The organism is Neptunomonas sp. (assembly GCF_016744175.1).
Classification (GTDB): domain Bacteria; phylum Pseudomonadota; class Gammaproteobacteria; order Pseudomonadales; family Balneatricaceae; genus Neptunomonas.
Map to the genome: position 1 here is coordinate 120,439 of NZ_JADGEV010000004.1, position 20,393 is coordinate 140,831.

The 20,393-nt window shown below is 41.5% G+C and carries 22 protein-coding genes; 16 read left to right on the forward strand and 6 right to left on the reverse strand.

From position 1 onward, the window contains the following. Positions 1-43 precede the first annotated feature (43 nt). Positions 44-967, forward strand: coding sequence for a DMT family transporter (locus QZZ55_RS02990; protein WP_293265155.1), 924 nt, complete (start codon positions 44-46; stop codon positions 965-967). 67 nt (positions 968-1,034) lie between these two features. Here QZZ55_RS02990 and QZZ55_RS02995 read toward each other — a convergent pair whose 3' ends face one another. Next, positions 1,035-1,403 (reverse strand): hypothetical protein, encoded by a 369-nt coding sequence (locus QZZ55_RS02995; protein WP_028468969.1) that lies wholly within the window; start codon positions 1,401-1,403, stop codon positions 1,035-1,037. Between the two features lie 96 nt (positions 1,404-1,499). Further along, positions 1,500-1,979: a MarR family winged helix-turn-helix transcriptional regulator gene (locus QZZ55_RS03000; RefSeq protein WP_084629030.1), complete on the reverse strand. Its 480-nt coding sequence runs from the start codon at positions 1,977-1,979 to the stop codon at positions 1,500-1,502. A 208-nt stretch (positions 1,980-2,187) separates the two neighbouring features. On the opposite strand from QZZ55_RS03000, the gene QZZ55_RS03005 reads away from it, so the two are divergent. Both QZZ55_RS03005 and fahA read left to right on the forward strand, forming a co-directional pair. Beyond that, positions 2,188-2,730 carry a VOC family protein gene (locus tag QZZ55_RS03005; RefSeq protein ID WP_028468970.1) on the forward strand — a complete coding sequence of 181 codons (543 nt, stop codon included), beginning with the start codon at positions 2,188-2,190 and terminating at the stop codon, positions 2,728-2,730. Positions 2,731-2,829: 99 nt separating this feature from the next. Next, positions 2,830-4,149, forward strand: coding sequence for a fumarylacetoacetase (fahA, locus tag QZZ55_RS03010; protein ID WP_293265164.1), 1,320 nt, complete (start codon positions 2,830-2,832; stop codon positions 4,147-4,149). 91 nt (positions 4,150-4,240) lie between these two features. Here fahA and QZZ55_RS03015 read toward each other — a convergent pair whose 3' ends face one another. Then, positions 4,241-4,675: a DUF3010 family protein gene (locus QZZ55_RS03015; protein ID WP_028468972.1), complete on the reverse strand. Its 435-nt coding sequence runs from the start codon at positions 4,673-4,675 to the stop codon at positions 4,241-4,243. Between the two features lie 269 nt (positions 4,676-4,944). Between QZZ55_RS03015 and QZZ55_RS03020 the strand changes: the two genes are divergently transcribed. Both QZZ55_RS03020 and QZZ55_RS03025 read left to right on the forward strand, forming a co-directional pair. Beyond that, positions 4,945-5,682: a spermidine synthase gene (locus QZZ55_RS03020; RefSeq protein ID WP_293265167.1), complete on the forward strand. Its 738-nt coding sequence runs from the start codon at positions 4,945-4,947 to the stop codon at positions 5,680-5,682. 17 nt (positions 5,683-5,699) lie between these two features. Then, positions 5,700-6,386, forward strand: coding sequence for a DUF3047 domain-containing protein (locus QZZ55_RS03025; RefSeq protein ID WP_293265169.1), 687 nt, complete (start codon positions 5,700-5,702; stop codon positions 6,384-6,386). Positions 6,387-6,454: 68 nt separating this feature from the next. Here the strand turns inward: QZZ55_RS03025 and QZZ55_RS03030 are convergent, their stop codons facing one another. Next, the gene (locus tag QZZ55_RS03030; RefSeq protein WP_293265171.1) at positions 6,455-6,874 is read right to left on the reverse strand and encodes a hypothetical protein; all 420 of its coding nucleotides are present in this window, start codon (positions 6,872-6,874) and stop codon (positions 6,455-6,457) included. Between the two features lie 86 nt (positions 6,875-6,960). Then, entirely contained in the window at positions 6,961-7,815 is an 855-nt protein-coding gene (locus QZZ55_RS03035) for an SDR family oxidoreductase (protein WP_293265230.1), read from the reverse strand. A gap of 189 nt (positions 7,816-8,004) precedes the next feature. Between QZZ55_RS03035 and QZZ55_RS03040 the strand changes: the two genes are divergently transcribed. The 3 genes from QZZ55_RS03040 to QZZ55_RS03050 are packed head-to-tail and all read left to right on the forward strand — an operon-like array spanning position 8,005 to position 13,125. Further along, positions 8,005-8,850, forward strand: a complete 846-nt coding sequence (locus QZZ55_RS03040; protein ID WP_293265173.1) for a hypothetical protein — start codon at positions 8,005-8,007, stop codon at positions 8,848-8,850. A 45-nt stretch (positions 8,851-8,895) separates the two neighbouring features. Continuing rightward, complete coding sequence (locus tag QZZ55_RS03045) at positions 8,896-10,047, forward strand: exonuclease SbcCD subunit D (protein ID WP_293265175.1); 1,152 nt, start codon at positions 8,896-8,898, stop codon at positions 10,045-10,047. Between the two features lie 3 nt (positions 10,048-10,050). Then, a complete protein-coding gene (locus QZZ55_RS03050) occupies positions 10,051-13,125 on the forward strand; it encodes an SMC family ATPase (RefSeq protein WP_293265177.1) in 3,075 nt (1,024 codons plus the stop codon). 20 nt (positions 13,126-13,145) lie between these two features. On the opposite strand, the gene gap is transcribed toward QZZ55_RS03050, so the two are convergent. Continuing rightward, positions 13,146-14,150 carry a type I glyceraldehyde-3-phosphate dehydrogenase gene (gap, locus tag QZZ55_RS03055; protein WP_293265179.1) on the reverse strand — a complete coding sequence of 335 codons (1,005 nt, stop codon included), beginning with the start codon at positions 14,148-14,150 and terminating at the stop codon, positions 13,146-13,148. A 157-nt stretch (positions 14,151-14,307) separates the two neighbouring features. Between gap and QZZ55_RS03060 the strand changes: the two genes are divergently transcribed. The 8 genes from QZZ55_RS03060 to hpaH all read left to right on the forward strand — a co-directional run. Further along, complete coding sequence (locus QZZ55_RS03060) at positions 14,308-14,937, forward strand: 3'-5' exonuclease (protein ID WP_293265181.1); 630 nt, start codon at positions 14,308-14,310, stop codon at positions 14,935-14,937. A 77-nt stretch (positions 14,938-15,014) separates the two neighbouring features. Next, complete coding sequence (locus QZZ55_RS03065; RefSeq protein WP_293265183.1) at positions 15,015-15,827, forward strand: DNA-binding protein; 813 nt, start codon at positions 15,015-15,017, stop codon at positions 15,825-15,827. Positions 15,828-15,880: 53 nt separating this feature from the next. Next, entirely contained in the window at positions 15,881-16,327 is a 447-nt protein-coding gene (locus QZZ55_RS03070; protein ID WP_293265185.1) for a hypothetical protein, read from the forward strand. Between the two features lie 76 nt (positions 16,328-16,403). Further along, complete coding sequence (locus QZZ55_RS03075; RefSeq protein WP_293265187.1) at positions 16,404-17,069, forward strand: response regulator transcription factor; 666 nt, start codon at positions 16,404-16,406, stop codon at positions 17,067-17,069. Further along, positions 17,066-17,344, forward strand: a complete 279-nt coding sequence (locus QZZ55_RS03080; protein WP_293265216.1) for a hypothetical protein — start codon at positions 17,066-17,068, stop codon at positions 17,342-17,344. Before QZZ55_RS03075 ends, QZZ55_RS03080 begins: the two co-directional genes overlap by 4 nt. Before the next feature lie 51 nt (positions 17,345-17,395). Further along, positions 17,396-18,007, forward strand: coding sequence for a glutathione S-transferase family protein (locus QZZ55_RS03085; protein ID WP_293265218.1), 612 nt, complete (start codon positions 17,396-17,398; stop codon positions 18,005-18,007). Between the two features lie 258 nt (positions 18,008-18,265). Next, positions 18,266-19,549 carry an HD domain-containing phosphohydrolase gene (locus QZZ55_RS03090; protein WP_293265220.1) on the forward strand — a complete coding sequence of 428 codons (1,284 nt, stop codon included), beginning with the start codon at positions 18,266-18,268 and terminating at the stop codon, positions 19,547-19,549. 211 nt (positions 19,550-19,760) lie between these two features. Next, positions 19,761-20,393: 2-oxo-hept-4-ene-1,7-dioate hydratase (gene hpaH / locus QZZ55_RS03095; protein WP_293265222.1), on the forward strand; the 633-nt coding region annotated here is incomplete at its 3' end.

Consider the following 20,393-nt stretch of genomic DNA (forward strand, 5'->3'; position numbering starts at 1 on the left):
GTATGAAGTATGGATAATAGCGCTTTATATCAGAGAGATTATCATGACTGCAATAGTGCTTAAACGTCTGTCAGGGCTGTCGCCTACTCATGCAGGAATTATCGCCGCATTTGTGACAATTCTTATCTGGGCTAGCTGGTTGATCTCTATGAGACTCGGGAGCCAGTCTCAGCTATCCACAATTGATTTAGCAATACTGCGCTTTGGTGTAACAGGCCTGATCTTGCTGCCTGTTTTTTTAAAGGCTTGGTCTCGTATTCGTACTACGCCTAAGCGTTACCTCATTGGGATTATGGCGGGTGCAGGTTTACCATTTTTTTACTTATCATCATTGGGTATGCGATATGCGCCAGTGGCGGATGCAGGATTACTCATTACAGGTACCTTTCCATTATTCGTGACTTTTGCTGCAGTAATTTTCTATCGAGAAAAGTTGACACAACAGCGTGCCTTGGGCCTTTCTTCAATCGTAGTAGGGATAGCAACTATTTTAGTAATGACCGCTATTAGTACCGGGTCGGAACATTGGCGGGGAGATATATTCTTTCTATGTGCAAGCTTATCATGGGCGATATTTACCGTTAGCTTAAAACTGTCAAAATTGCGCCCTTGGGATGCGGCTGCTTGGCTTTGTGTGTCATCATCAAGCGTTTTGCTCGCAGGTGTGACGTTTGGTGTCTGGGATGTTACGTTTATGCATGCACCGATAGAGCAAACGGCTTATCAGGTCGTGGTACAGGTTCTATGTGTCGGGCTTATAACAGGTTTTAGTTATGGATTTGCTGTTCGCCAGTTGGGAGCAGAGAATACGTCTGCAATTGGTGCATTTACGCCTGTTTTGGCGGTACTTGGCGGGTTGTATCTATTAGGAGAACCCATTCAGTTGGTGGCTTGGGTTGGACTCGGCTTTATTACGTGCGGTGTGTTGTTGGCAAGTGGTATTCGATTTAAAAGTAATTTGGTGTGAGTTTTTCTTGCAGGTTGATTGTGTGAGTATCATCAATCTGCAAGAAAAAGCGAAGACTACTGACTCGTTAATTATGGCTTGATAAGAAATGGGCTACAATGAGCTGCGAAGGTGATAAGTCTTCTTTATCAGCCTGGGCTGTTAGTAGATCATGTGCTTCTTGGGTTAGCTTAAGAGTATGATTAGCCTTATGTGCTTTGGTGTTGTCTAAAGATGTCGCTAGTTTATTTTCATATTCTTTGTCTAGCCACTCTTCACACCACTCTCTTACCTCTTTTAAATTACGTGAGCATTTACGCCATGCTTTAAGTGCTTTGAGGTGCTTTTTCGATGCCTTAGAAGACGCGTCTTGGTCGAAAGGAAATTTATCATCCTTGCTCAGCTGTACATCAATCCATTGAATGACAGTGGTTAAATCACTTTTCTTGATCTTCATCTGTTAGGACTCATAGTCAGGATGTTGAAATACGAGCGCATTGTCACAAAAAAACACCCGTCATAATATTAAACTTTTATGAAACTTCACAAAAAGTCAGCCGAGCTGTTTGAGAGTTTCGGCTTGTTGAGCTATGCGATCAACAAACTGGCTAAAGAGCTCTTGTTCATCAACAGACAGGGCTGATAATAAATAACCTTCTCGCGCAGTCACAAGTGGCACTATCTGTAGGTATGTCTGTTTACCTTGCTCTGATAGGCAGACACTAGAGAAACGTCGATCTTCCTTGTTAACATTCTGTGTTAATAGCGCTGCTTTTTTAAGGTTAGAGATGGCGCGGCTAACCTGCATTTTTTCCATGCTGGTAAATTGAGCAATCTCTTTAGCCGACATCTGTGATTTTTCACCTAATGCTGCAACAACTCGCCACTCTTGTGGCGTTAAATTAAAACGCCCTGAGTAGAGTTGAGCAATGACTTCGCTAACAGACGCGTTGAGCATGGCTAGTCGGTAGGGGAAAAAGTCGCTTAGTCGTAAAGCGTTGGATGGTTCTGTAACCGTATTTGAGGAAGTCATACGTTTTCTACAATAATGGATAAAACAGAGTTATATCTTATGGTGTAATGAGTAAAAATACAATTTCCTGATAGGAATCAATCGATAAATTGTTTTTAAATTCTTTAGTAACAATAGGTTATGGAAATATTATGAATTTTGACATTGGTAACCAATGTTACTAATATGGTGTCCATACCAACAACAATAGTTAGCCGAGGGCATATTAATGATTAAACTTGAACAGATCCATCACGTCGCTTACCGCTGTAACGATGCAAAAGAAACGGTTGAGTTCTATCAGAATATGCTCAATATGGAGTTTTTAGTTGCTATTGCAGAAGACCTTGTGCCTTCTACAAAAGAACCTGATCCATACATGCACCTTTTCATGGATGCAGGTAACGGCAATATCTTGGCGTTCTTTGAATTGCCAACTAAGCCAAAAATGGACCGTGATCGCATGACACCTGAATGGGTCCAACACATTGCTTTTCGTGTAGAAAGCGAAGAAGCTTTGATGGAAGCGAAAGCAGAACTAGAAGGTAAAGGTCTTGATGTATTAGGCCCAACTAATCACGGCATTATCAAGTCTATCTACTTCTTTGATCCAAATGGTCATCGTCTTGAGCTTACCTGCTTAACAGGTACTGACGACCAGATGAAGCAGTTGAAAGAAGTAGCACCGCTAATGTTGGAAGAATGGTCACGGACTAAAAAAGCACCTAAGCATGCTGCTTGGATGCATGAAGAAGAGTTTTCTTCAAAATAAATCTATGATCTTGTGTTTGAATTAGTAAACGAAAGCCAGTAACTGGCTTTCGTTTTTGTTGTTTCTGGGTAGATAGAATAAGAGTAGAGAACTAATACTATGAGCAATGTTAATACGTTGAATGAAACCCATGACCTTGCATTGAAAAGCTGGGTTGGTAGTGCGAATCAAACGAATAGCGACTTTCCTATTCAGAACCTACCCTTTGCTATTTTCCGTCGTTCAGGCTCAAGCGAGGAATTTCGTGGCGGTGTAGCGATTGGTGATCAAGTTGTTGATCTGGCAGCGGTGGATGAAAAGGCACTCTTCTTAGGTGAAGCAGCAACAGCAGCGAAAGCGTGTTCACAACCAACACTTAATAATTTTATGGGCATGGGTGTGGCATATGCATCCGCTTTACGTTTAGCGTTATCACGTGCGCTAAGAGAAGGTGCAGACAAATCTTTAGAAAGCTGTTTAATTGCACAGTCGGATGTTGAGTTCGATTTACCAGCAACCATTGGCGACTACACTGATTTTTATACCTCTGTTCATCATGCTACCAGCGTCGGTAAATTGTTCCGTCCAGACAACCCATTACTGCCAAACTACAAATGGGTACCGATTGGCTATCATGGTCGCTCATCATCAATTGGTGTTTCAGGCCAAACATTCCATCGTCCAGTAGGGCAGACGAAAGCCCCTGATGCTGAAGCTCCTTCATTAGGCCCATGTAAGCGTTTGGATTATGAGCTTGAGCTAGGTATTTATATCGGCCAAGGGAATGAAATGGGTGATGCTATTAAGTTGGATGATAGTGATAATCACGTCTTTGGTTTTTGTTTGTTCAATGATTGGTCTGCGCGTGATATTCAAGCATGGGAATATCAACCATTAGGTCCATTCTTAGCGAAAAATTTTGCATCAACGGTTTCTCCATGGATCGTTACACTAGAAGCGATGGCACCGTTTAGAACTCCTTGGACGCGTGATGCTGCTGATCCTCAACCACTTCCATACCTTGAATCTGGTGCAAACCGTGAGCAGGGTGCGTTTGATATTAAATTAGAAGTATTGATTCAGACAGAAAAAATGCGTGTCGAAAATCAACAAGATAAGTCAGTTTCTTTATCTAATTTCTCGTATTCGTATTGGACTGTTGCGCAAATGGTTGCTCACCATACAGTGAATGGTTGTAATCTAAAACCGGGTGACTTCTTGGGAAGCGGCACACAGTCAGGCCCTGATTATGAAGAGTCAGGATCACTACTTGAGTTATCTCGTGGTGGTAAAGAATCTATCGACTTGGGTAATGGTGAAAGCCGTACTTTCTTAAACGATGGCGATACCGTTGTGCTTAAAGGTTGGTGCCAAAAAGAAGGTGCTGCACGTATCGGTTTTGGTGAAGTGAGAAGTACTGTGTTGCCTGCAAAAATATAAATAACGTGTAAGCGTTTAAAGAATAACGCCTCAAGTGAGCTTTGTCTCTTGAGGCGTTTTTGTATCTGAAGTGAAAAGTGTTGGTGCTCGATCAGGCGAACATTTCTCGTTGCTGATACGCATACGCTGTATTAAAAGCCACTTGTTGGAATTCTTTCAAACCGGTTTCCTTAAATGGAATACCCAGAGGGTTGCGCTTCAAAACTTCTTTGATTTCAGAAGCAGGCAAGATGATAACATCAAGATCATCAACCAGCTGAAGTGTCGCTTCCATCTTAAATGCGAGGCCGCCTCCAGAAAACTTACCTTTCAAAGGAGCCTGGTTGATAATTACTTTTTCCACTTTATAGTCGGTCATCAGTTTATTAAAGCTAAACTGAAAGTCTTTCAAATTCTGTCGATCATTGCTATCCAATAATGTAATGCGACTTGTTCTGCAATCAGGGATATCAAATAGTCCGTCAGATAATGATAAAAGACAGATAATAGCTTCATTATTTTTTAACTCAACACCACAGACTCTCATGACAAACCCCCGCATATTTGGACGATGCGCATTATAGCGTTAAAGCTCTCCGTTACACTAAGAGTGCTTTATATATTGAGTGAATATTTTCACTTTTGAGTATTTTATCGTAAATATGTACCCGGTTTTGATCATGAAAAGTGTGTTTTATAAGAATGCTGTACTAATTGTGTTTCGTGTAGATGATATGAATCGTGTTTAAGTGTGCTTGCGGAGCTACTCGCGGCAGGGAATAATGGGCTTTTTCTGTTTTTAATCGGATAACATCTATGAGCGTTGTATTTGAAGAGCTGGACTATCAGGAAACTCCATTGGGTGTGATTAGTCTGAGACGTCGGTCCGAGCCAAGGCTCAACAATAAAATTCTCTATGAAATAAAACTGGATGATGAGTTCTTGATGTCTAGTTTGTTTACGGAGGCAGAAATTCAGCTCTCTAACATTTGCCTAGCAGCTTTAGAAGGAAAAGAGCTTGATGTGGTTGTCGGTGGTTTAGGGTTAGGTTATACCGCTAAAGCAGCTCTTGAGCATGATAGTGTGCGCTCTCTTAAGGTAGTTGATGTTATGGCGCCGGTTATCGACTGGCATCAGCGTGGTTTGGTACCTCTGGGTAGCGAGTTAGCAGCAGATCCACGATGTACATTAATACATGCAGATTTTTTTGATGTCGCTACATCGAAAACAAAAGGTTTTGATGGAATAGCTTACCCTGAAGATGCACCTCATCCACAAGTAGATGCCGTGCTATTAGATATAGATCATTCGCCTAGTTATTGGCTAAATCCGGGCAACAGTGCATTCTACACCGAGCAGGGGTTACGTGATCTATCTGACAAAATTGTTTCGGGCGGCATTTTTGGATTATGGTCTGATGAGCCTCCTGCGGCAGATTTTATAGCACTTCTTGATCGTATATTTGAATCTTCTGAGTCTCACGTTGTCAGTTTCCCTAATCCGTATTTACAAGAAGACTCAACAAATACGGTTTATCTGGCTCGAAAAGCGTAAACAACAAAGGCTATGTGATGACTAAATATCCGTTGAATAATCTTTCCTTTATAAAGCAGCGGTCTTGCAGGGCGTTAGCTTCAATAGCCCTCGTTGCTTTATCACAGGTAACACACGTCTATGCAGCGGATATTAGTTACTCAGCAACAGATATTATTGACTGGAAGCATAAAAGCTTTTCAGGAGACACTGATTACAGCGTTGTTTATGACGAGAAAATTAAGCAAAAAGTGATTCTAGCGAAAAGTAGCCAAACAGCGTCGGGGCTTTTTTATGAAAAGAAAATTGATCTTAATAAAACCCCTTTTTTAAATTGGTCATGGCGTGTCGAAAAATTTCCTGCTGTTAGCGATGAAAAAGTAAAAGCGGGTGATGATTTTGCCGCACGCATTTATATTGTTGTGCAGGATGGCTGGACATTTCTGAGTACTAAAGCGATTAGCTATGTTTGGTCAAAACAATCGCAAACAAATGATGTGTGGCCAAACCCATTTACTAACGGCAGCGCTATGATGCTTGCTGTAAGGGGAAGTGAAGATGGAAACGGCTGGGTAACAGAAAAGCGCAATATAAAAGAGGATCTGCAAAAACTCTTTGGTAAAGAGATCCGTTATATCGATGCCATTGCTATCATGACAGACACGGATAATTCTAAGAGCTCTGCTACGAGCTACTACTCGAATATTCGACTGACCGAAGAGTAATATTAAAATATGTCTAAACTGAGTAGTTTAAAAGGTTAAGTGTGCTCCCTGCGCTTAATACATGATTTTTACTCTCTTTCTATATAAATTCGTCTGCCAGTTGGCGGGTTGATCAAAAATAATAGATCTCCAGCATATATTGACCTTTCTTTGATCTCCGCTAAATCGTTTTGAGAGAGCTTTTCGCTTTCTCGAACTGTTAACTTATATGAATCAATGTCTTTTTCTAATCTGCAAGGAACATCACTTCCGCATACCAACTTAGCAGCGATATTCATATAATTTTTAGAGGGTGCCTGCGAGTGTCCCCAATAAAAGCTACCAATAAATCCGCTCCAAAGAATATTACAAAGCGTAACAAACAAAATAGAAAGGAGCGAGCAGGTCAAGGTGTTTTTGATATTACTAACTTTTCCTTTCCAAAGACCCATGAGAACTATAAAAAAAGCGCTAAAAACAACAGCTGCTGCAATATAAATGTAATGCATGATTGAAGTCCTTTTCAGTATAGGCTTTTATCGTTTTGCAACGATCTAATAGCTAAGCTAGGTCTATGGCTACTCATTAGTAATTATTATTTATTCTCTCCCTCTGAAGCTTTGCGCAGTATCGCATCCAACATATTGGCGGACAGTAGCCTTCTTAAATAAGCAAAAAGATACGTAGGAAAGGTGACGTAATAGCGTGCTTTTGGCCTTTTCGCTTCTAGTGCGTGAACAACTCTTTTTAATACGGCCTCTGGACCTAGTGTGAAGGGGTCTTTTTTGCTTGAATCAGGCTGGGCTGCTAAACGCTTTTCTACTACCTCATAGGTTGCTTGGTGAGCACTACCTTGGGTGTTTATGTTTTCTTTAAATTTTGTATATGCATTTTTTCTAAAGTCGCTGGTGATTGGTCCGGGCTCAATGAGTGATACATGTATGCCAGTGCCATGAAGCTCTTGTCTTAATGTGTCGGTGAGGCCTTCTAATGCAAACTTACTGGCATTGTACGCACCTCGATACTTCATGGTTATTAGCCCTAACACCGAGCTATTTTGAATAAAGCGTCCATAGCCTTGGCGGCGCATAACAGGGATAAGTAGATTGGTAAGTTCTAACCAGCCAAAAAGATTGGTTTCAAATTGCTGACGAAGCACGGCACGGGATAAATCTTCAACGGCACCTGGTTGGCCGTATGCTCCGTTATTAAATAACGCAAAAAGTGTGTTATCCGTTTTCTCCAATAGCCATTCAACAGCTTTATGAATTGACTCGCTGTCATCAAGGTCGAGCTGGCAAGCCTGTAGGCCCAGCTCTTTTAAGTGGGTAACATCTGAAGGCTTACGCGCCGAAGCAAAAACCTGATATCCACGGGTTTTTAAACCCAAAGCAACCTCTAACCCAATACCAGTAGAACAGCCCGTAATGAAAATAGATGTGTTAGCGATCACAGTTAAAACCATCAAATTTAAAAGAGACCACACTAGCATAGAGAAAGTATTTAGTACGTTGTAAACGCATATTATTTATCCGCTTTTTGTTATCCTAACGTTTTGGATGTTGGCTATATGTGTTTTTATCTTTAGTGTTAAGTCGATGCATATTGTTATTCTTGTTATAGATTATTTGGAGCATAAATGCGTTTTATTCCCCAGGCTCTCGTTTCAATCATTGTTGCCTTTTCTTTCGTTACATTAACGTATGCCGGTGCTTCATATGAAGGGCCGGAGTCCGTACCTATTTTCCACCCTTTGTGCCTAAAAGAGCTAAAAGCATATGAGGAAGAGGGTGGTGCTTTTGATATGTATTTATGTTCCGAAAAATACAAAGATAATGCCGTTAAGCAAACACCTAGCGGAGGGTACTATGCTCGGCGTCCAGTAGATGAGTCGGGCAATAAGCAAGGGTATGTAGTGTTTCAGCCTGTCGGGACGCTGGATAACGCTATGGAGTTACTGTTAGTACATGATAAGCAAGACCAAAAAGGGGCTGATGCTTCTGTTTATGTCATCGGTCGGATTCCGCATTTAGGCCCAAATATGCGTGATTTTATCACCAGTATTGGAGAAAACGGAGACCGTTGCAACGGTGGGATTCAGTCAGCTAGGCTGGTATCAGAAGCAATTTTAGAAGTAGATATTAATGTAAATCCAGCAACACTGATGTCCCTTGATAAGCTTACTTCAATTAAAAACCCCAATAAGAGTACTAATATTCAGAGCTTAAGCCTTAAGCCAAAAAACAAATTGGATGATAGACCAACAACATGTATTGGCACCGTAACAAAGTCTTATGATTTGTTAAACGACAAAGAAAGTTACGCGTGGGTGCATTTTATCAAAGAGAATACGCGCGTTGCACTGGACCCTTATCAGCAATGTTTTGATGCACTTGTTGCTGATTTCGTTAAACCGCCACAAACTATTAACATGCAAGATTTTGAACTATTCTCTCGTCTGTTTGATAGCGAGTGCTCAAATTAATTTAAAACCAAACCTTTTTAAAACAATGGATTAACGAGTACTCTTGTGAAAATACTGCATACATCGGATTGGCATATTGGACGACAGTTTCATAACGTTTCTTTGCTTGAAGATCAGCGACATGTGCTTGATCAAATTGTTAATATCACCCGTCAGCAAAACGTTGATGTGCTGCTAATAGCAGGTGATATCTATGACCGCTCGGTTCCTCCGTCACAAGCAGTGGCTTTATTAGATAATGTAATAAGCAGCATCAATCAGTTAAAAATCCCCGTAATCATGATTAGTGGCAATCATGATGGTGCGGCACGTTTAAGTTTTGCGTCTTCTCAGTTGGCTCAAGCCGGGGTGCATATATTGGCTGACCTTGAGCAAATATCCCGGCCCGTTACGTTGAAAGATAAACATGGTGACGTGGTTTTTTTCGGTGTTCCTTATGCTGATCCTGTTTCAGTGAGGCATGTTCTAGGTGTTGAGGCGAGTACACATGATGAAGCAATGGCGCAGGCCATTGCCTCGTTAAAACCGAGTATGCCAAAAGACACGCGTACAGTATTACTCAGCCACTGCTTTATCGATGGAGGCGAGGAGTCAGAATCAGAGCGTCCATTGTCTATAGGCGGTGCTGAGCGCGTTTCTTATAAGCACTTCGCACCTTTTGATTATGTTGCATTAGGTCATCTACACGGGCGCCAATATAAAGGTGCAAACACCATTCGTTACTCTGGCTCAATTCTTAAGTACTCTTTTTCTGAGGAGAAACAAATCAAATCGGTAACGCTTGTTGATATGGGAGAACAAGGTGTTGATGAAGTAACTCAAGTTCCGTTGCTGCCTCTCAGGGATATGCGGACCATCACGGGTGAGTTGACTGGCATTCTTGAACAGGGGCGTCACGACCTTAAAAAAGATGATTATTTGCAAATACGTCTAACGGATAAGCATGCGATACTGGATGTGATGGGTAAATTGCGCGCTGTTTATCCTAATGTGCTGCATATAGAACGTCCTGGTTTAATGGCTGCTAATCCGCAGCAAAGTGCACGTCGTGAGCAGCTCAAAAAAGGCGAATTTTCTATGTTTAGTGATTTTTTTGAGCAGGTCAATGGAGAGCCGTTGACCAAAGAACAGCAAAGCTATGTTTCGCAAACTCTCAGTGATCTGCATGAAAAAGATCTGCTTCAAAAGGTGTTGTAACCGATGCATCCATTAACTTTACAGATGTGCGCTTTTGGTCCTTTTGCTGCAGAAGAGTATATAGACTTTTCCCGCTTGGGAGATAAGCCACTTTTCTTAATTAATGGTCCAACAGGATCAGGAAAAACCACCTTACTCGATGCCATCTGCTTTGCCTTATACGGAAAAACCACGGGGGATGAGCGCGAAGGTACGCAAATGCGTTCTGACTTAGCGCAGCCAAGCCTTTTAACGGAAGTGACTTTTACCTTTGAGTTAACCGGTAAACGCTATCGGATTAGGCGTGTTCCTGAGCAGCCTAGACCAAAAGCCAGAGGGGATGGTTTTACTCAACAGTCTGGCGAAGCCCAGTTGTGGTTATTGGCAGATGATGGTTCACCAGAAAAGCTAATAGTGAGCAATAAAGTAACGGAAGCAACGCGTGAGATTGAGCATCTATTGGGCATGAATGCTGACCAGTTTCGACAGGTTATGGTGTTACCGCAAGGCAAATTTCGTCAGTTGTTAACGGCGGATTCAAAAGATAGAGAGCACATTTTTAGTCAGTTGTTTCAGACGCAAATTTATAAACGCCTAGAAGATGAATTAAAAAACCGTTCTGCTGAAGTGCGACGTGAAGTTGAGTTACTCAATAAACAGAAAGCGACACTGCTGGGTCAAACAGAGCTAGAAAGCCTTGAAGCACTGTCAGAAAAGCTTCAGCATCTGTCGGATGAAGATCAAAAACTTAAACAAGTTTACGATCATCAACTTGAAGCGCGTGTAAAGACGCTACGCGAAAAAGATCAGGCAGTAGAACTGATGTCGCGCTTTACGCAATTGGACAGTTTGATTGCTGAGCAGCATGTGTTGGCACAGCAGCAAGAAGCTATTGATCAACAATCTATTCAGTTGCAACGCCATAGTGGGGCGCAGCAAATTGCGCCTGATTTTGAGCGTTATGAGTCCTCTACAGCAATACATGTAAAACATGCTGAGCGTTTTAAAATAGAAACAGAAAAGCTCAAGCAGTTTGAGCAGTCTTTGCAGGTAATATCAGTTGAGTATGCACAGTTACCCTCGTTGAAGCATCAGCTGGATGCTCATAAGGCGCAGCGGCAGATTTTATTGGGTTTCCAGTCTCGCGTTCAGAAACTACAAAGCTTAAAAAATAACCATGCTGTTGCTATTAATGTTTCATCAAAAGCAGAGGCTGCACTAGTGCTTGCGAAGCAGCTGCAAGCTGCTAATCAAAAGAATATTGACGAAACTGAGCAATCCATTGCGCAATTAAGGTTGTCTATACAACAGTCCGATGGGCTTTCACTTACGCTACAAAGTTACTCTCATCAGTTAGAGAAAAAGAAGAAAGTCGAGCAACTACAACGCCAAAAAATCACGCTTGAAACAACCCTTCATACTTCTAGGCAAAAAGGCGGAGCACTAAAGGCATTAGCCGATGAGAAGGAAAAGATAGCAAACACGGTCGAGCGAGATTGGCATTTAGCGCAAGCCGCTATTTTGGCGATGACATTGGATGATGAAGCCCCTTGTCCTGTTTGCGGTAGTATTGAACATCCTTCACCTGCGTATTCAGAAGTGTCACCACCGACTCAAGCCATGGTCGAGCAGGTAAGAAAGCAATTTCAGGAAGCGAGTGATTTACTCAATATTGAGCGAGAAAATTATCGCTCAATCAAAACAGAAATTACTCGCTTATCTCTAGAAATTTCTGATATCGACAAAGAACTAAATCAAGTGTTAGGTGAGGCATCGCATTCATCGTTGCAAAAGATGCAGTCGCACTTTTCTGTGCTTAAAAAGCGCTGTGATGATTTTCAAACTCAGCAAGATATTTTGAGAAAAGCTGAACAGACATTAAGCGGCCTTAAAAATGCGCAGTTGCCGTTATTAAGCTCAATGGACGAGGCGCAGAACGCTTGGAACGCAGCCAGCCAGCTTGTAGCGCAAGAGCTCAAAGCTTACCAAATTGCAGAACAAGAATTGCCTGAAGCATACCGTTCATTCGATGTGTTAGATGCTGCCATCACGCAGCAGCAAGATACCATTAATAGCTGTGAACAGCAGTTGAACCGCTTACAAACACGTTATGACACGGCAAAAGAGCAACATGACTCTGCGGGTGCAGCCTTAGGCGTTCTTCAAGAGAATGTAGGACAAAGCCAGCAAACTCTAGAGGCAGCCAAAACTCAATGGCAAGCAAGCTTATTGGGGAGTGCATTTGAGAGTGTAGAAGAGTTCAAGGAGTTACTCCTAGATGTGGCTGTAAAAGACAGTCTTGTGCTGCGTATTGAAGGCTATAAAAAAGCTGTGCAACACAACTTGGGCGCACTGCAAAGCCAGCAGCAGGCATTAGGAGATTCCATTCGGCCTGATTTACAGCCGTACTTAGATAAAATTGCTGTTGCACAAGAGACATTGCTTGCAGCTGAGCGGCAGTGGCGTTTGATACATGATCAGCTAACGCTCCTACAAAGCACGCAACAGAGGATAGCGGCACTAGATAAAGATGGTTGTGCACTTGAAGCGCAATATGCGGTAGTAGGAACCCTAAGCGATGTGGCTAACGGACAAACAGGTAATAAGGTGAGTTTACAGCGCTTTGTGCTAAGCGTGCTGCTGGATGATGTGTTGATTGAAGCGAGCCATCGCTTGGCCCTCATGAGTAAAGGCCGCTATCGCTTACTACGTAAAGAGGATCGTGCAAAGGGTAATAAGGCATCGGGGTTGGATCTAGAAGTAGAGGATGCTTACAGCGGAAGAGTCCGCGCAGTAGCAACGCTCTCTGGTGGTGAGAGCTTCATGGCAGCTTTATCACTAGCGTTAGGGTTATCTGATGTAGTGCAGGCCTATGCTGGCGGAATCCGTTTAGACACACTCTTTATTGATGAAGGTTTTGGTAGTCTTGATCCTGAGTCGCTGGATTTGGCAATTCGCACACTGACTGATTTACAAAAAAGTGGGCGAATGATCGGTATCATTTCCCACGTTGCTGAGCTTAAAGAACAAATACCTGCCCGTATTGATATCAAGGCCTCAGAGTTAGGTAGCAAAATTGTTTGGCGTGATGCTGTTTAGCTAATGCCCACTCACTAAAGTTAAACGCGACTCATAGCGCGTGCTGTATCCAGCATGCGGTTTGAGAATCCCCATTCGTTATCGTACCAAGCAAATACCTTGATGAGCCCATCACTGACGATGCTTTGTGTGCTATCAAAAATACATGAAGCTGGGTTGTGATTAAAATCTACCGAAACTAATGGAAGCTCGTTGTAAGCAAGAACACCTTGTAAGTTATCCAGACTGGCATGCTGCATTAAATTATTGATCTCATCGAGGCTGGTGTTTTTGGAAGGTGTAAAGCTGAGATCTATCAAAGAAACGTTTGCCGTAGGCACGCGCACGGCTAAGCCTGATAGTTTCCCTGCTAATTCAGGCAGTACCAAACTAACCGCTTCTGCAGCACCTGTTCTGGTTGGAATCATTGATAACGCAGCCGCTCTGGCTCTGTAAATATCATTGGTGTAAACGTCTGATAGGTGTTGATCATTTGTGTATGAGTGGATTGTTGTCATGATCCCTTGTTGGATACCGATATGCTGGTTAAGCACTTGCGCCATCGGCGCCAGACAGTTTGTAGTGCAAGAAGCATTAGATACGATCAAGTGCTCCGCTGTGAGTATTTCGTGGTTTACACCATAAACAATGGTTGCGTCTGCATCTTTACCTGGCGCAGAAATAAGTACTTTTTTAGCGCCTTGTTTTAAGTGTATTGCAGCATCTTCCCTCGTGGTAAAGCGGCCTGTGCACTCAAAAACAATATCAATATCTAAATCTCCCCAATTTAAATTACTAGGGTCGCTCTCTTTTAATATGAGGATTTCATCGTTATCAATAAACATCTTGTTATCAGAGGCGGTAACAGAGTAACCAAAGTGCCCATGTACAGAGTCGTACTCTGTTAGCAAGGCGCTGGCGCTGGCATCACCTAAGTCATTGATCGCGATAATTGATAAGTGCTCCTTGTGTTCTCCTTCATACAAGGCGCGCATGATATTTCTGCCGATGCGCCCGTAACCATTAATCGCTATTCGAATAGTCATATCGATACTCCTTAAATGTGTAAACACTGTTCAAAGCATAGGCTAGTTTTAGAAGAGGCGTAAACAGGAAGTTATAAAAGAATAAATCCTATAGTATTAATCAGTTACTATGGTTGTTTGTATAAAACCACTATCAGAATTAATTTGAGGTTGCTCAATGGCAAACGAAATAGAAGCACCGACAAAAGCTGAAATGGCTCTTTTAGAACCCTTTGATGGGCTGACGTTAGAGCAGATTAAAGTACCTCAAACAAAAGAGGAATTTGCCGCGGCTGCTAGCGATCTCGCTTGCTGTCAATTTATAGGATTTGACACAGAATCTCGTCCAACGTTCCAAAAGGGAGAGGCATCTCTTGGCCCCCATATTGTTCAGCTTTCGACATTAGAAACTGCCTATATATTTCAATTAAGCAAGATTGAAAGCCACAGGCATATTGCAGATTTGGTTGAATCTAAGCAGATTGTAAAAGTAGGTTTTGGTCTAAAGTCAGATAAAAGTCATTTACGTCGTAAATTGGGTATAAATCCGGGTGCAATTTTAGATATGGACAAGGTATTTAGGCAGAAGGGCTACCGTAAAGAGTTAGGCGTAAAAGCCGCTGTCGCCCTTGTTTTTAATCAACGCTTTCAAAAATCAAAGTCGGTTACCATGTCTAACTGGGCTGCCCGCGAATTAAAGAGTAATCAATTAATATATGCTGCAAATGATGCTTATGCCGCGGTAAAACTCCTTAGCGTGATAAATAAATCCTCTACGTTAACCGGTTTACCAGTGACAGATTTATGATCGAATCAGGTTTAGGGTGATAAAAATAGGTGGTGCAGATATGATGCGTACTAAACAATACGTATTGTGTACTATTTATGCCTAAAAAATCAGATACTCGAGAGAAAGTTTTTTCAGCGGCAGACACGTTACTCCGAGAAGGGGTTCGGCCAACGCAACAGAATGTGAGAGATCGTATTGGTAGTGGGAGCATTACCACAATTAATTCTGCACTCAATGCGTGGTGGTCTACGTTAACAGATAGAATGAATCGAAAAGATCAGCACCCGGAGTTACCTGAGCCTGTTATTGGAGCAGCAAACAAATTATGGGATCAGGCATTGGCTTATGCTCATCACTCTTTTAAAAAAGAGAGAGAGGAAGTTGAGGCTATATTATTGAGCCGTAAAGCTGAAAGCTCTGAGCAGTTCGACCAATTAAGAGCAACTGCCGATCAATTACAGCAACAAAATGCTCTGTTGCGTGCTAATAACGACACCCTTCATGAGCAATGTATGGAGGTTAAACAAAAGTTATTAGCATCTGAAACACTACTGATTCGAGCAACTTCAGAGCGAGATGAAACGAATAGAATAAATAAACAATTGGAAATCATTCAGCGCGATACTCCTGTACCATCATCGCTAGCAGAGAATAATCAATTGTTAGATGCGCGTGTGGAAATAAAAGTAAATCTTTTAAAAATAAAAGACTTAGAGAGCTTAGTTCACGTAAAAAATAGAGAATGTAACGAGCTAGCACAACAGCTTTTGAAACAAGAAAGGGCTGCCGTGCAACAACAGCATCGTTTAGAGTTAGTGTTGGCTCAGCAAGATGCTCGTTATGATGAAGCGTTAAAAGCACTAACTGATTGCAAAAATGAGCTATCTCTGGCAAAAAGTAAGTCTTAATTATCAATTTCTTATGAACGGATCTTGTCGGATAAAAACTTTCAGGAAAGCCAATGGATACTGATTTATTATTAGAAGCTGATAACGAAACCATAAGAGCGACACTTTTATCCTGCTCCGAAGGGGATGCTGTTAATTGTCTATCTGAAGAAGTGTTTGCACAAGCAAAGTTATTATTGGTTAAAGAAAAGATCACCGGAATTAGTATTCAGTTGGTTGGAGATGATGGTTATGTTATTCGCCAAGTTACAGGTAAGCGAAGAAGTGAACTAGGGACCGAAGAATTTAATGATAGACAATTGGCGGTCATTAAAGCGCTAGAAAAAGTATTGCGTCATTGCCAGCAAGAGGGCATTAAATTAGTTGGATACAGTGATGAGTTGGTTGCATATCCGGCTGGATGTAATGACCCCAGTCAAGCGTCTATTTATGCTTTAGACATTGACAGTAGTGAGGCGTATACAGGCGCGGACTCTAATTCAGAATTGATGAAAATCTAAACAATGTTATATTAGTTTCTCCTATACTGATGTTAGTTTTCTATCAGCAAATAATAAGTATACGTAAATAGGTTTTATGAAAACAGCAAAGGTTTTACTCGTTGACGACCATGATATTGTGCGAGCAGGATTCAAACAGTTGCTTGATTCTCATCCGCAAATTGAAATCATAGCGCAAGCTAATAACAGCCAAGAAGCCTTTGAAGTCTATAAAAAAACATCTCCAGATGTAGTTATTATGGACCTATCAATGCCAAGTGACTCTGAGTCTCATGAATCAGCGGGTGCTCAGGGAGGGATTGAAGCAATACAGCGTATTATAGCGCTGGACGCCTTGGCGAAAGTCATTGTGCTGACGGTATGGGAATCAAACCCTTACCCTAAGAGTTTGGTAAAAGCAGGTGTTAAGGGCTATCTAACGAAGCGATGTGCGCCCGAAGAATTGGTTCAGGCCGTATTAGACGTTTACTTAGGTGGGAACCATTTTTCAGAAAGCATTAAAGCCATTCTTAATGATGGTGATGATGAAGAAGTCAGCCCAGTTAACTTATTAACAAAACGAGAGTTTGAAATATTTACTTTTTTGGCTGAGGGTTATACAGCGACACAAATTGCTGAATCTATATTTCTTAGTCATAAAACGGTGCACGCCCATCGCGCTAATATTATGCGTAAATTATCGTTGAGTAATAACTCTGAAATTGTCCATCTTGCAATACGACACGGTGTAGTTAGACCTTGATAAATAAAGAAGATATTAATCCCCTGGTTGATTCCGAATTCTTTTGGTATAGCCTTATTGAGGGTGACCAGATTGTTTTGGATGCTGATTACTACGAAGAGGGTAAGCTGATTCTACGTAAAGGGTTTGCTTATGAAGTGCTTGCTAAAACTGAACGTGATGTGAGTGATATTGCATTTATTGTTCAGTCTGATGTAACAGATAAACTTATTAGTGTGCATCCATTTCTCGTGGGTAACTATTTAATTAGCCCAGTAAAGTACCGGTTGAATTAAACCGTTTTATACTTTTAAAATATGATGACCCAACACCGACAGGAAAAAATAATGATAACAATTTATGGAAGCCCAAAATCAAGCGCAGGCCGTTGTTTCTGGTGCTTGGAGGAGTCCGGAGTATCTTATGAAACAAAATCTATTGATTTTAAAGCCGGTGAGCATCAATCTGAAGCGTTTTTAAAGATCAATCGAAATGGTAAAGTTCCTGCATTGCAAGATGGCGATTTTACTATTTGGGAATCTCTCGCCATTAGCAATTATATTGCAGATACCTATAAGCCTGAGCTTTTAGGGGTAACAGCGCAAGAACGAGGTTTGGTAAGTCAGTGGAGCATTTGGTCTGTCGCCGATTTACAAGTTCCAATGATTGATGCCTTTATTCAGTTAGTTTTTGTACCAGAACCTCATCGCAATACCGATGTTATTGCAAAAGCGTTTGAGAAATTGCCGGTAATGCTAGGCAGCTTAGATGCGGAGCTAGAGGGTAAAGATTTTTTAGTAGCGGATCGATTTACTCTAGCAGACTTGAACGTTTCTTTTGTTGTAGGTATTTGTGACGACATCAAGTTTGATTTATCGGCGTATAGCAATATCAATCAATGGCGCGTGCGCATATCAGAACGAAAGGGCACGCAACGTTATAAGGCACTTTGTAAGTAGCTGTATATGATTTCTGTATAAAGGCTTGGTGTTTTTACCGAGCCTTTTTTATATCACCGATAGTCAAAATATCTGCAAGCCGTTTCTTTCTGTTTCTTTTTTCATTTGATGTGTTCATAGCTTGAATTTCACCTTCCAGTACATATCATGCAAATACTTGTACCTGAACTAAACTACTCACTAAACATAAGAGATACTCTAGCTATAAAGCCCGAGATTACAGGGCATGTTCATCCAATAGCATCAAGAGAGGGAACAATGAAGTATAAGGATAATAGCGTGCTTCTTGTTGATGATGATCAAGCGATATTAGATGCAATGGAAACGTTGCTGAGCCCATTAGGCTGTAGAGTATTTTTGACAACATCACCTATTCAAGCACTAGAAATGCTTCAAATACAGCCCGTTGATATTGTTATTAGTGATATACATTTACCTGAGATGGAGGGGGAGTGCTTTTTAGAGAAGGTATCAGAGACCTTCCCTGAAATTGAAAGAATTGTCATGTCTGGTCATTCTGAAACGCAAGCTACTATCGATGCGATTAATCGAGGTAAGGTCAGCCGGTTTATGTTGAAACCTTGGGATGACGATCAAGTAATAAAAGTTGTTAGTGATAGTTTTGAATTGGCTACGATGAAAGCTGAGAATAAAAGACTACAGGAAGAAACTGAGCGTAAGAATACCGAGTTGGTAGCACTTAACGACTCTCTGGAAGCTAAAGTCCAAGACAGAACGCAGCAGCTAAAACTCACCAATGATCGACTTAAGGGAAGTTACCGCTCGGTTGTTAGAATGTTTTCGACATTAACAGCACGGCGAATGGGCGTTAAGGTATCTGGCCTTAATTTACAGCTTAATCAGTTGCTTATCGGGATCGCGAAGAGTTCAGGTATTGAAGGCGTCGAGTTGAAACAACTTTATTATGCTTGGCAGCTCAGGAATATTGGTAAGCTTAGTTTCTCTGATCAATTAATTAAAGCACCTTATCTACAAATGAGCCCTAAGCAGCAGAGAGAGTTTCATCAGCACCCTATATTAGCTCAAGCGGCATGTATGATGGTCCAACCTCTCTACCAATCGGGAAAACTAATCCTTCAATATAAAGAATATATGGACGGTAGTGGTTATCCCAGAGGGTTATCTGCCGAGAAGATAGACATTCGTGCTCAAGTTATTTGTGTTATGAACGACTACGTTGAATTAACGACGGGGTTGTTTGATGAGCGGCACTACAGCACTACAGAAGCGATTGGATACCTTCAAGATACGGCCCCTGAACGTTACAATCAGGAGATTGTGGTTGCACTACAAGAACTGATTAAGCTATTCGCTCAAAAAGGAAAATCTATCTCTGATAGCTGTATTCAAAGCATTGACCTTAAAACGGATATGAAACTTAGTCGAGACTTAATAAGCGAGTCAGGGATTTTACTACTCAGTGCAGAACAAGCACTCGATGAGACTGCCATTGAGCGTATTCGGGAAATGGAATTTAACTTAAATGAAACGTTTTCAATTTACGTATCAACACATGTTTAATACCCACAAATTATAGCCTGCACGTATAACTCAAAAAATCTCGTGGTGAACAATCTTATAACAGAATTAAAATATAACTGGAAATTACTTAATATATTAATTATATTAACTTAACATGTTATCTAATTCTTGCTTATGTAGATGAAATACATATGCCAACAAAAAAACAAAGCTTCAAAAATTATAGCTTTGCAATGATGGAAGGGCTGCCATGCTAACTCCCCAACAGATTCAAAATGCAGCAGATCGTCTTTATGACGCGGAAAAACAGCGTCAACAGATCCCTGCACTGACGCTTGAGTATCCTGATATGACCATGGACGATTCTTATAAAATCCAGAAAGCATGGGTGGATCGTAAGATAATTGAAGGTGCCTCTATCAAAGGCTATAAAATTGGACTGACATCTCGAGCCATGCAAATGGCCGTCAATATTGACCAGCCAGACTACGGTGTATTGCTTGATGAAATGTTTTTTGAAGATGGCGCGCAGATAAAAGCAGCTGACTTTTTAGATCCTCGTATTGAAGTGGAATTAGCCTTTGTCCTCAAAGACCGTTTAGAAGGCGACAATGTCACGATTTTTGACGTACTCAATGCGACTGATTACGTGGTTCCTGCTATCGAGTTAATCGCTGCGCGGTGCTATCGAACTGATCCTGATACGGGTTACACCCGTAAAGTACTGGATACCATTTCCGACAATGCGGCTAATGCCGGCATTATTCTTGGCGGGCGCCCGGTTAAACCTATGGATATCGATCTGCGTTGGGCGGGTGCTTTATTGTATTTGAATGGCCAAATTGAAGAGACAGGTATTGCGGCTGGCGTATTGGGCCACCCT

Coding starts and splice junctions, on each gene's coding strand:
- QZZ55_RS03070 (WP_293265185.1), top strand. CDS start 15,881: ATGGATACTGATTTATTATTAGAAGCTGATAACGAAACCATAAGAGCG.
- QZZ55_RS02995 (WP_028468969.1), bottom strand. CDS start 1,403: ATGAAGATCAAGAAAAGTGATTTAACCACTGTCATTCAATGGATTGAT.
- QZZ55_RS03075 (WP_293265187.1), top strand. CDS start 16,404: ATGAAAACAGCAAAGGTTTTACTCGTTGACGACCATGATATTGTGCGA.
- QZZ55_RS02990 (WP_293265155.1), top strand. CDS start 44: ATGACTGCAATAGTGCTTAAACGTCTGTCAGGGCTGTCGCCTACTCAT.
- QZZ55_RS03040 (WP_293265173.1), top strand. CDS start 8,005: ATGCGTTTTATTCCCCAGGCTCTCGTTTCAATCATTGTTGCCTTTTCT.
- gap (WP_293265179.1), bottom strand. CDS start 14,150: ATGACTATTCGAATAGCGATTAATGGTTACGGGCGCATCGGCAGAAAT.
- QZZ55_RS03000 (WP_084629030.1), bottom strand. CDS start 1,979: ATGACTTCCTCAAATACGGTTACAGAACCATCCAACGCTTTACGACTA.
- QZZ55_RS03085 (WP_293265218.1), top strand. CDS start 17,396: ATGATAACAATTTATGGAAGCCCAAAATCAAGCGCAGGCCGTTGTTTC.
- QZZ55_RS03005 (WP_028468970.1), top strand. CDS start 2,188: ATGATTAAACTTGAACAGATCCATCACGTCGCTTACCGCTGTAACGAT.
- QZZ55_RS03025 (WP_293265169.1), top strand. CDS start 5,700: ATGACTAAATATCCGTTGAATAATCTTTCCTTTATAAAGCAGCGGTCT.
- QZZ55_RS03060 (WP_293265181.1), top strand. CDS start 14,308: ATGGCAAACGAAATAGAAGCACCGACAAAAGCTGAAATGGCTCTTTTA.
- QZZ55_RS03020 (WP_293265167.1), top strand. CDS start 4,945: ATGAGCGTTGTATTTGAAGAGCTGGACTATCAGGAAACTCCATTGGGT.
- QZZ55_RS03050 (WP_293265177.1), top strand. CDS start 10,051: ATGCATCCATTAACTTTACAGATGTGCGCTTTTGGTCCTTTTGCTGCA.
- QZZ55_RS03090 (WP_293265220.1), top strand. CDS start 18,266: ATGAAGTATAAGGATAATAGCGTGCTTCTTGTTGATGATGATCAAGCG.
- fahA (WP_293265164.1), top strand. CDS start 2,830: ATGAGCAATGTTAATACGTTGAATGAAACCCATGACCTTGCATTGAAA.
- QZZ55_RS03065 (WP_293265183.1), top strand. CDS start 15,015: ATGCCTAAAAAATCAGATACTCGAGAGAAAGTTTTTTCAGCGGCAGAC.
- QZZ55_RS03030 (WP_293265171.1), bottom strand. CDS start 6,874: ATGCATTACATTTATATTGCAGCAGCTGTTGTTTTTAGCGCTTTTTTT.
- QZZ55_RS03015 (WP_028468972.1), bottom strand. CDS start 4,675: ATGAGAGTCTGTGGTGTTGAGTTAAAAAATAATGAAGCTATTATCTGT.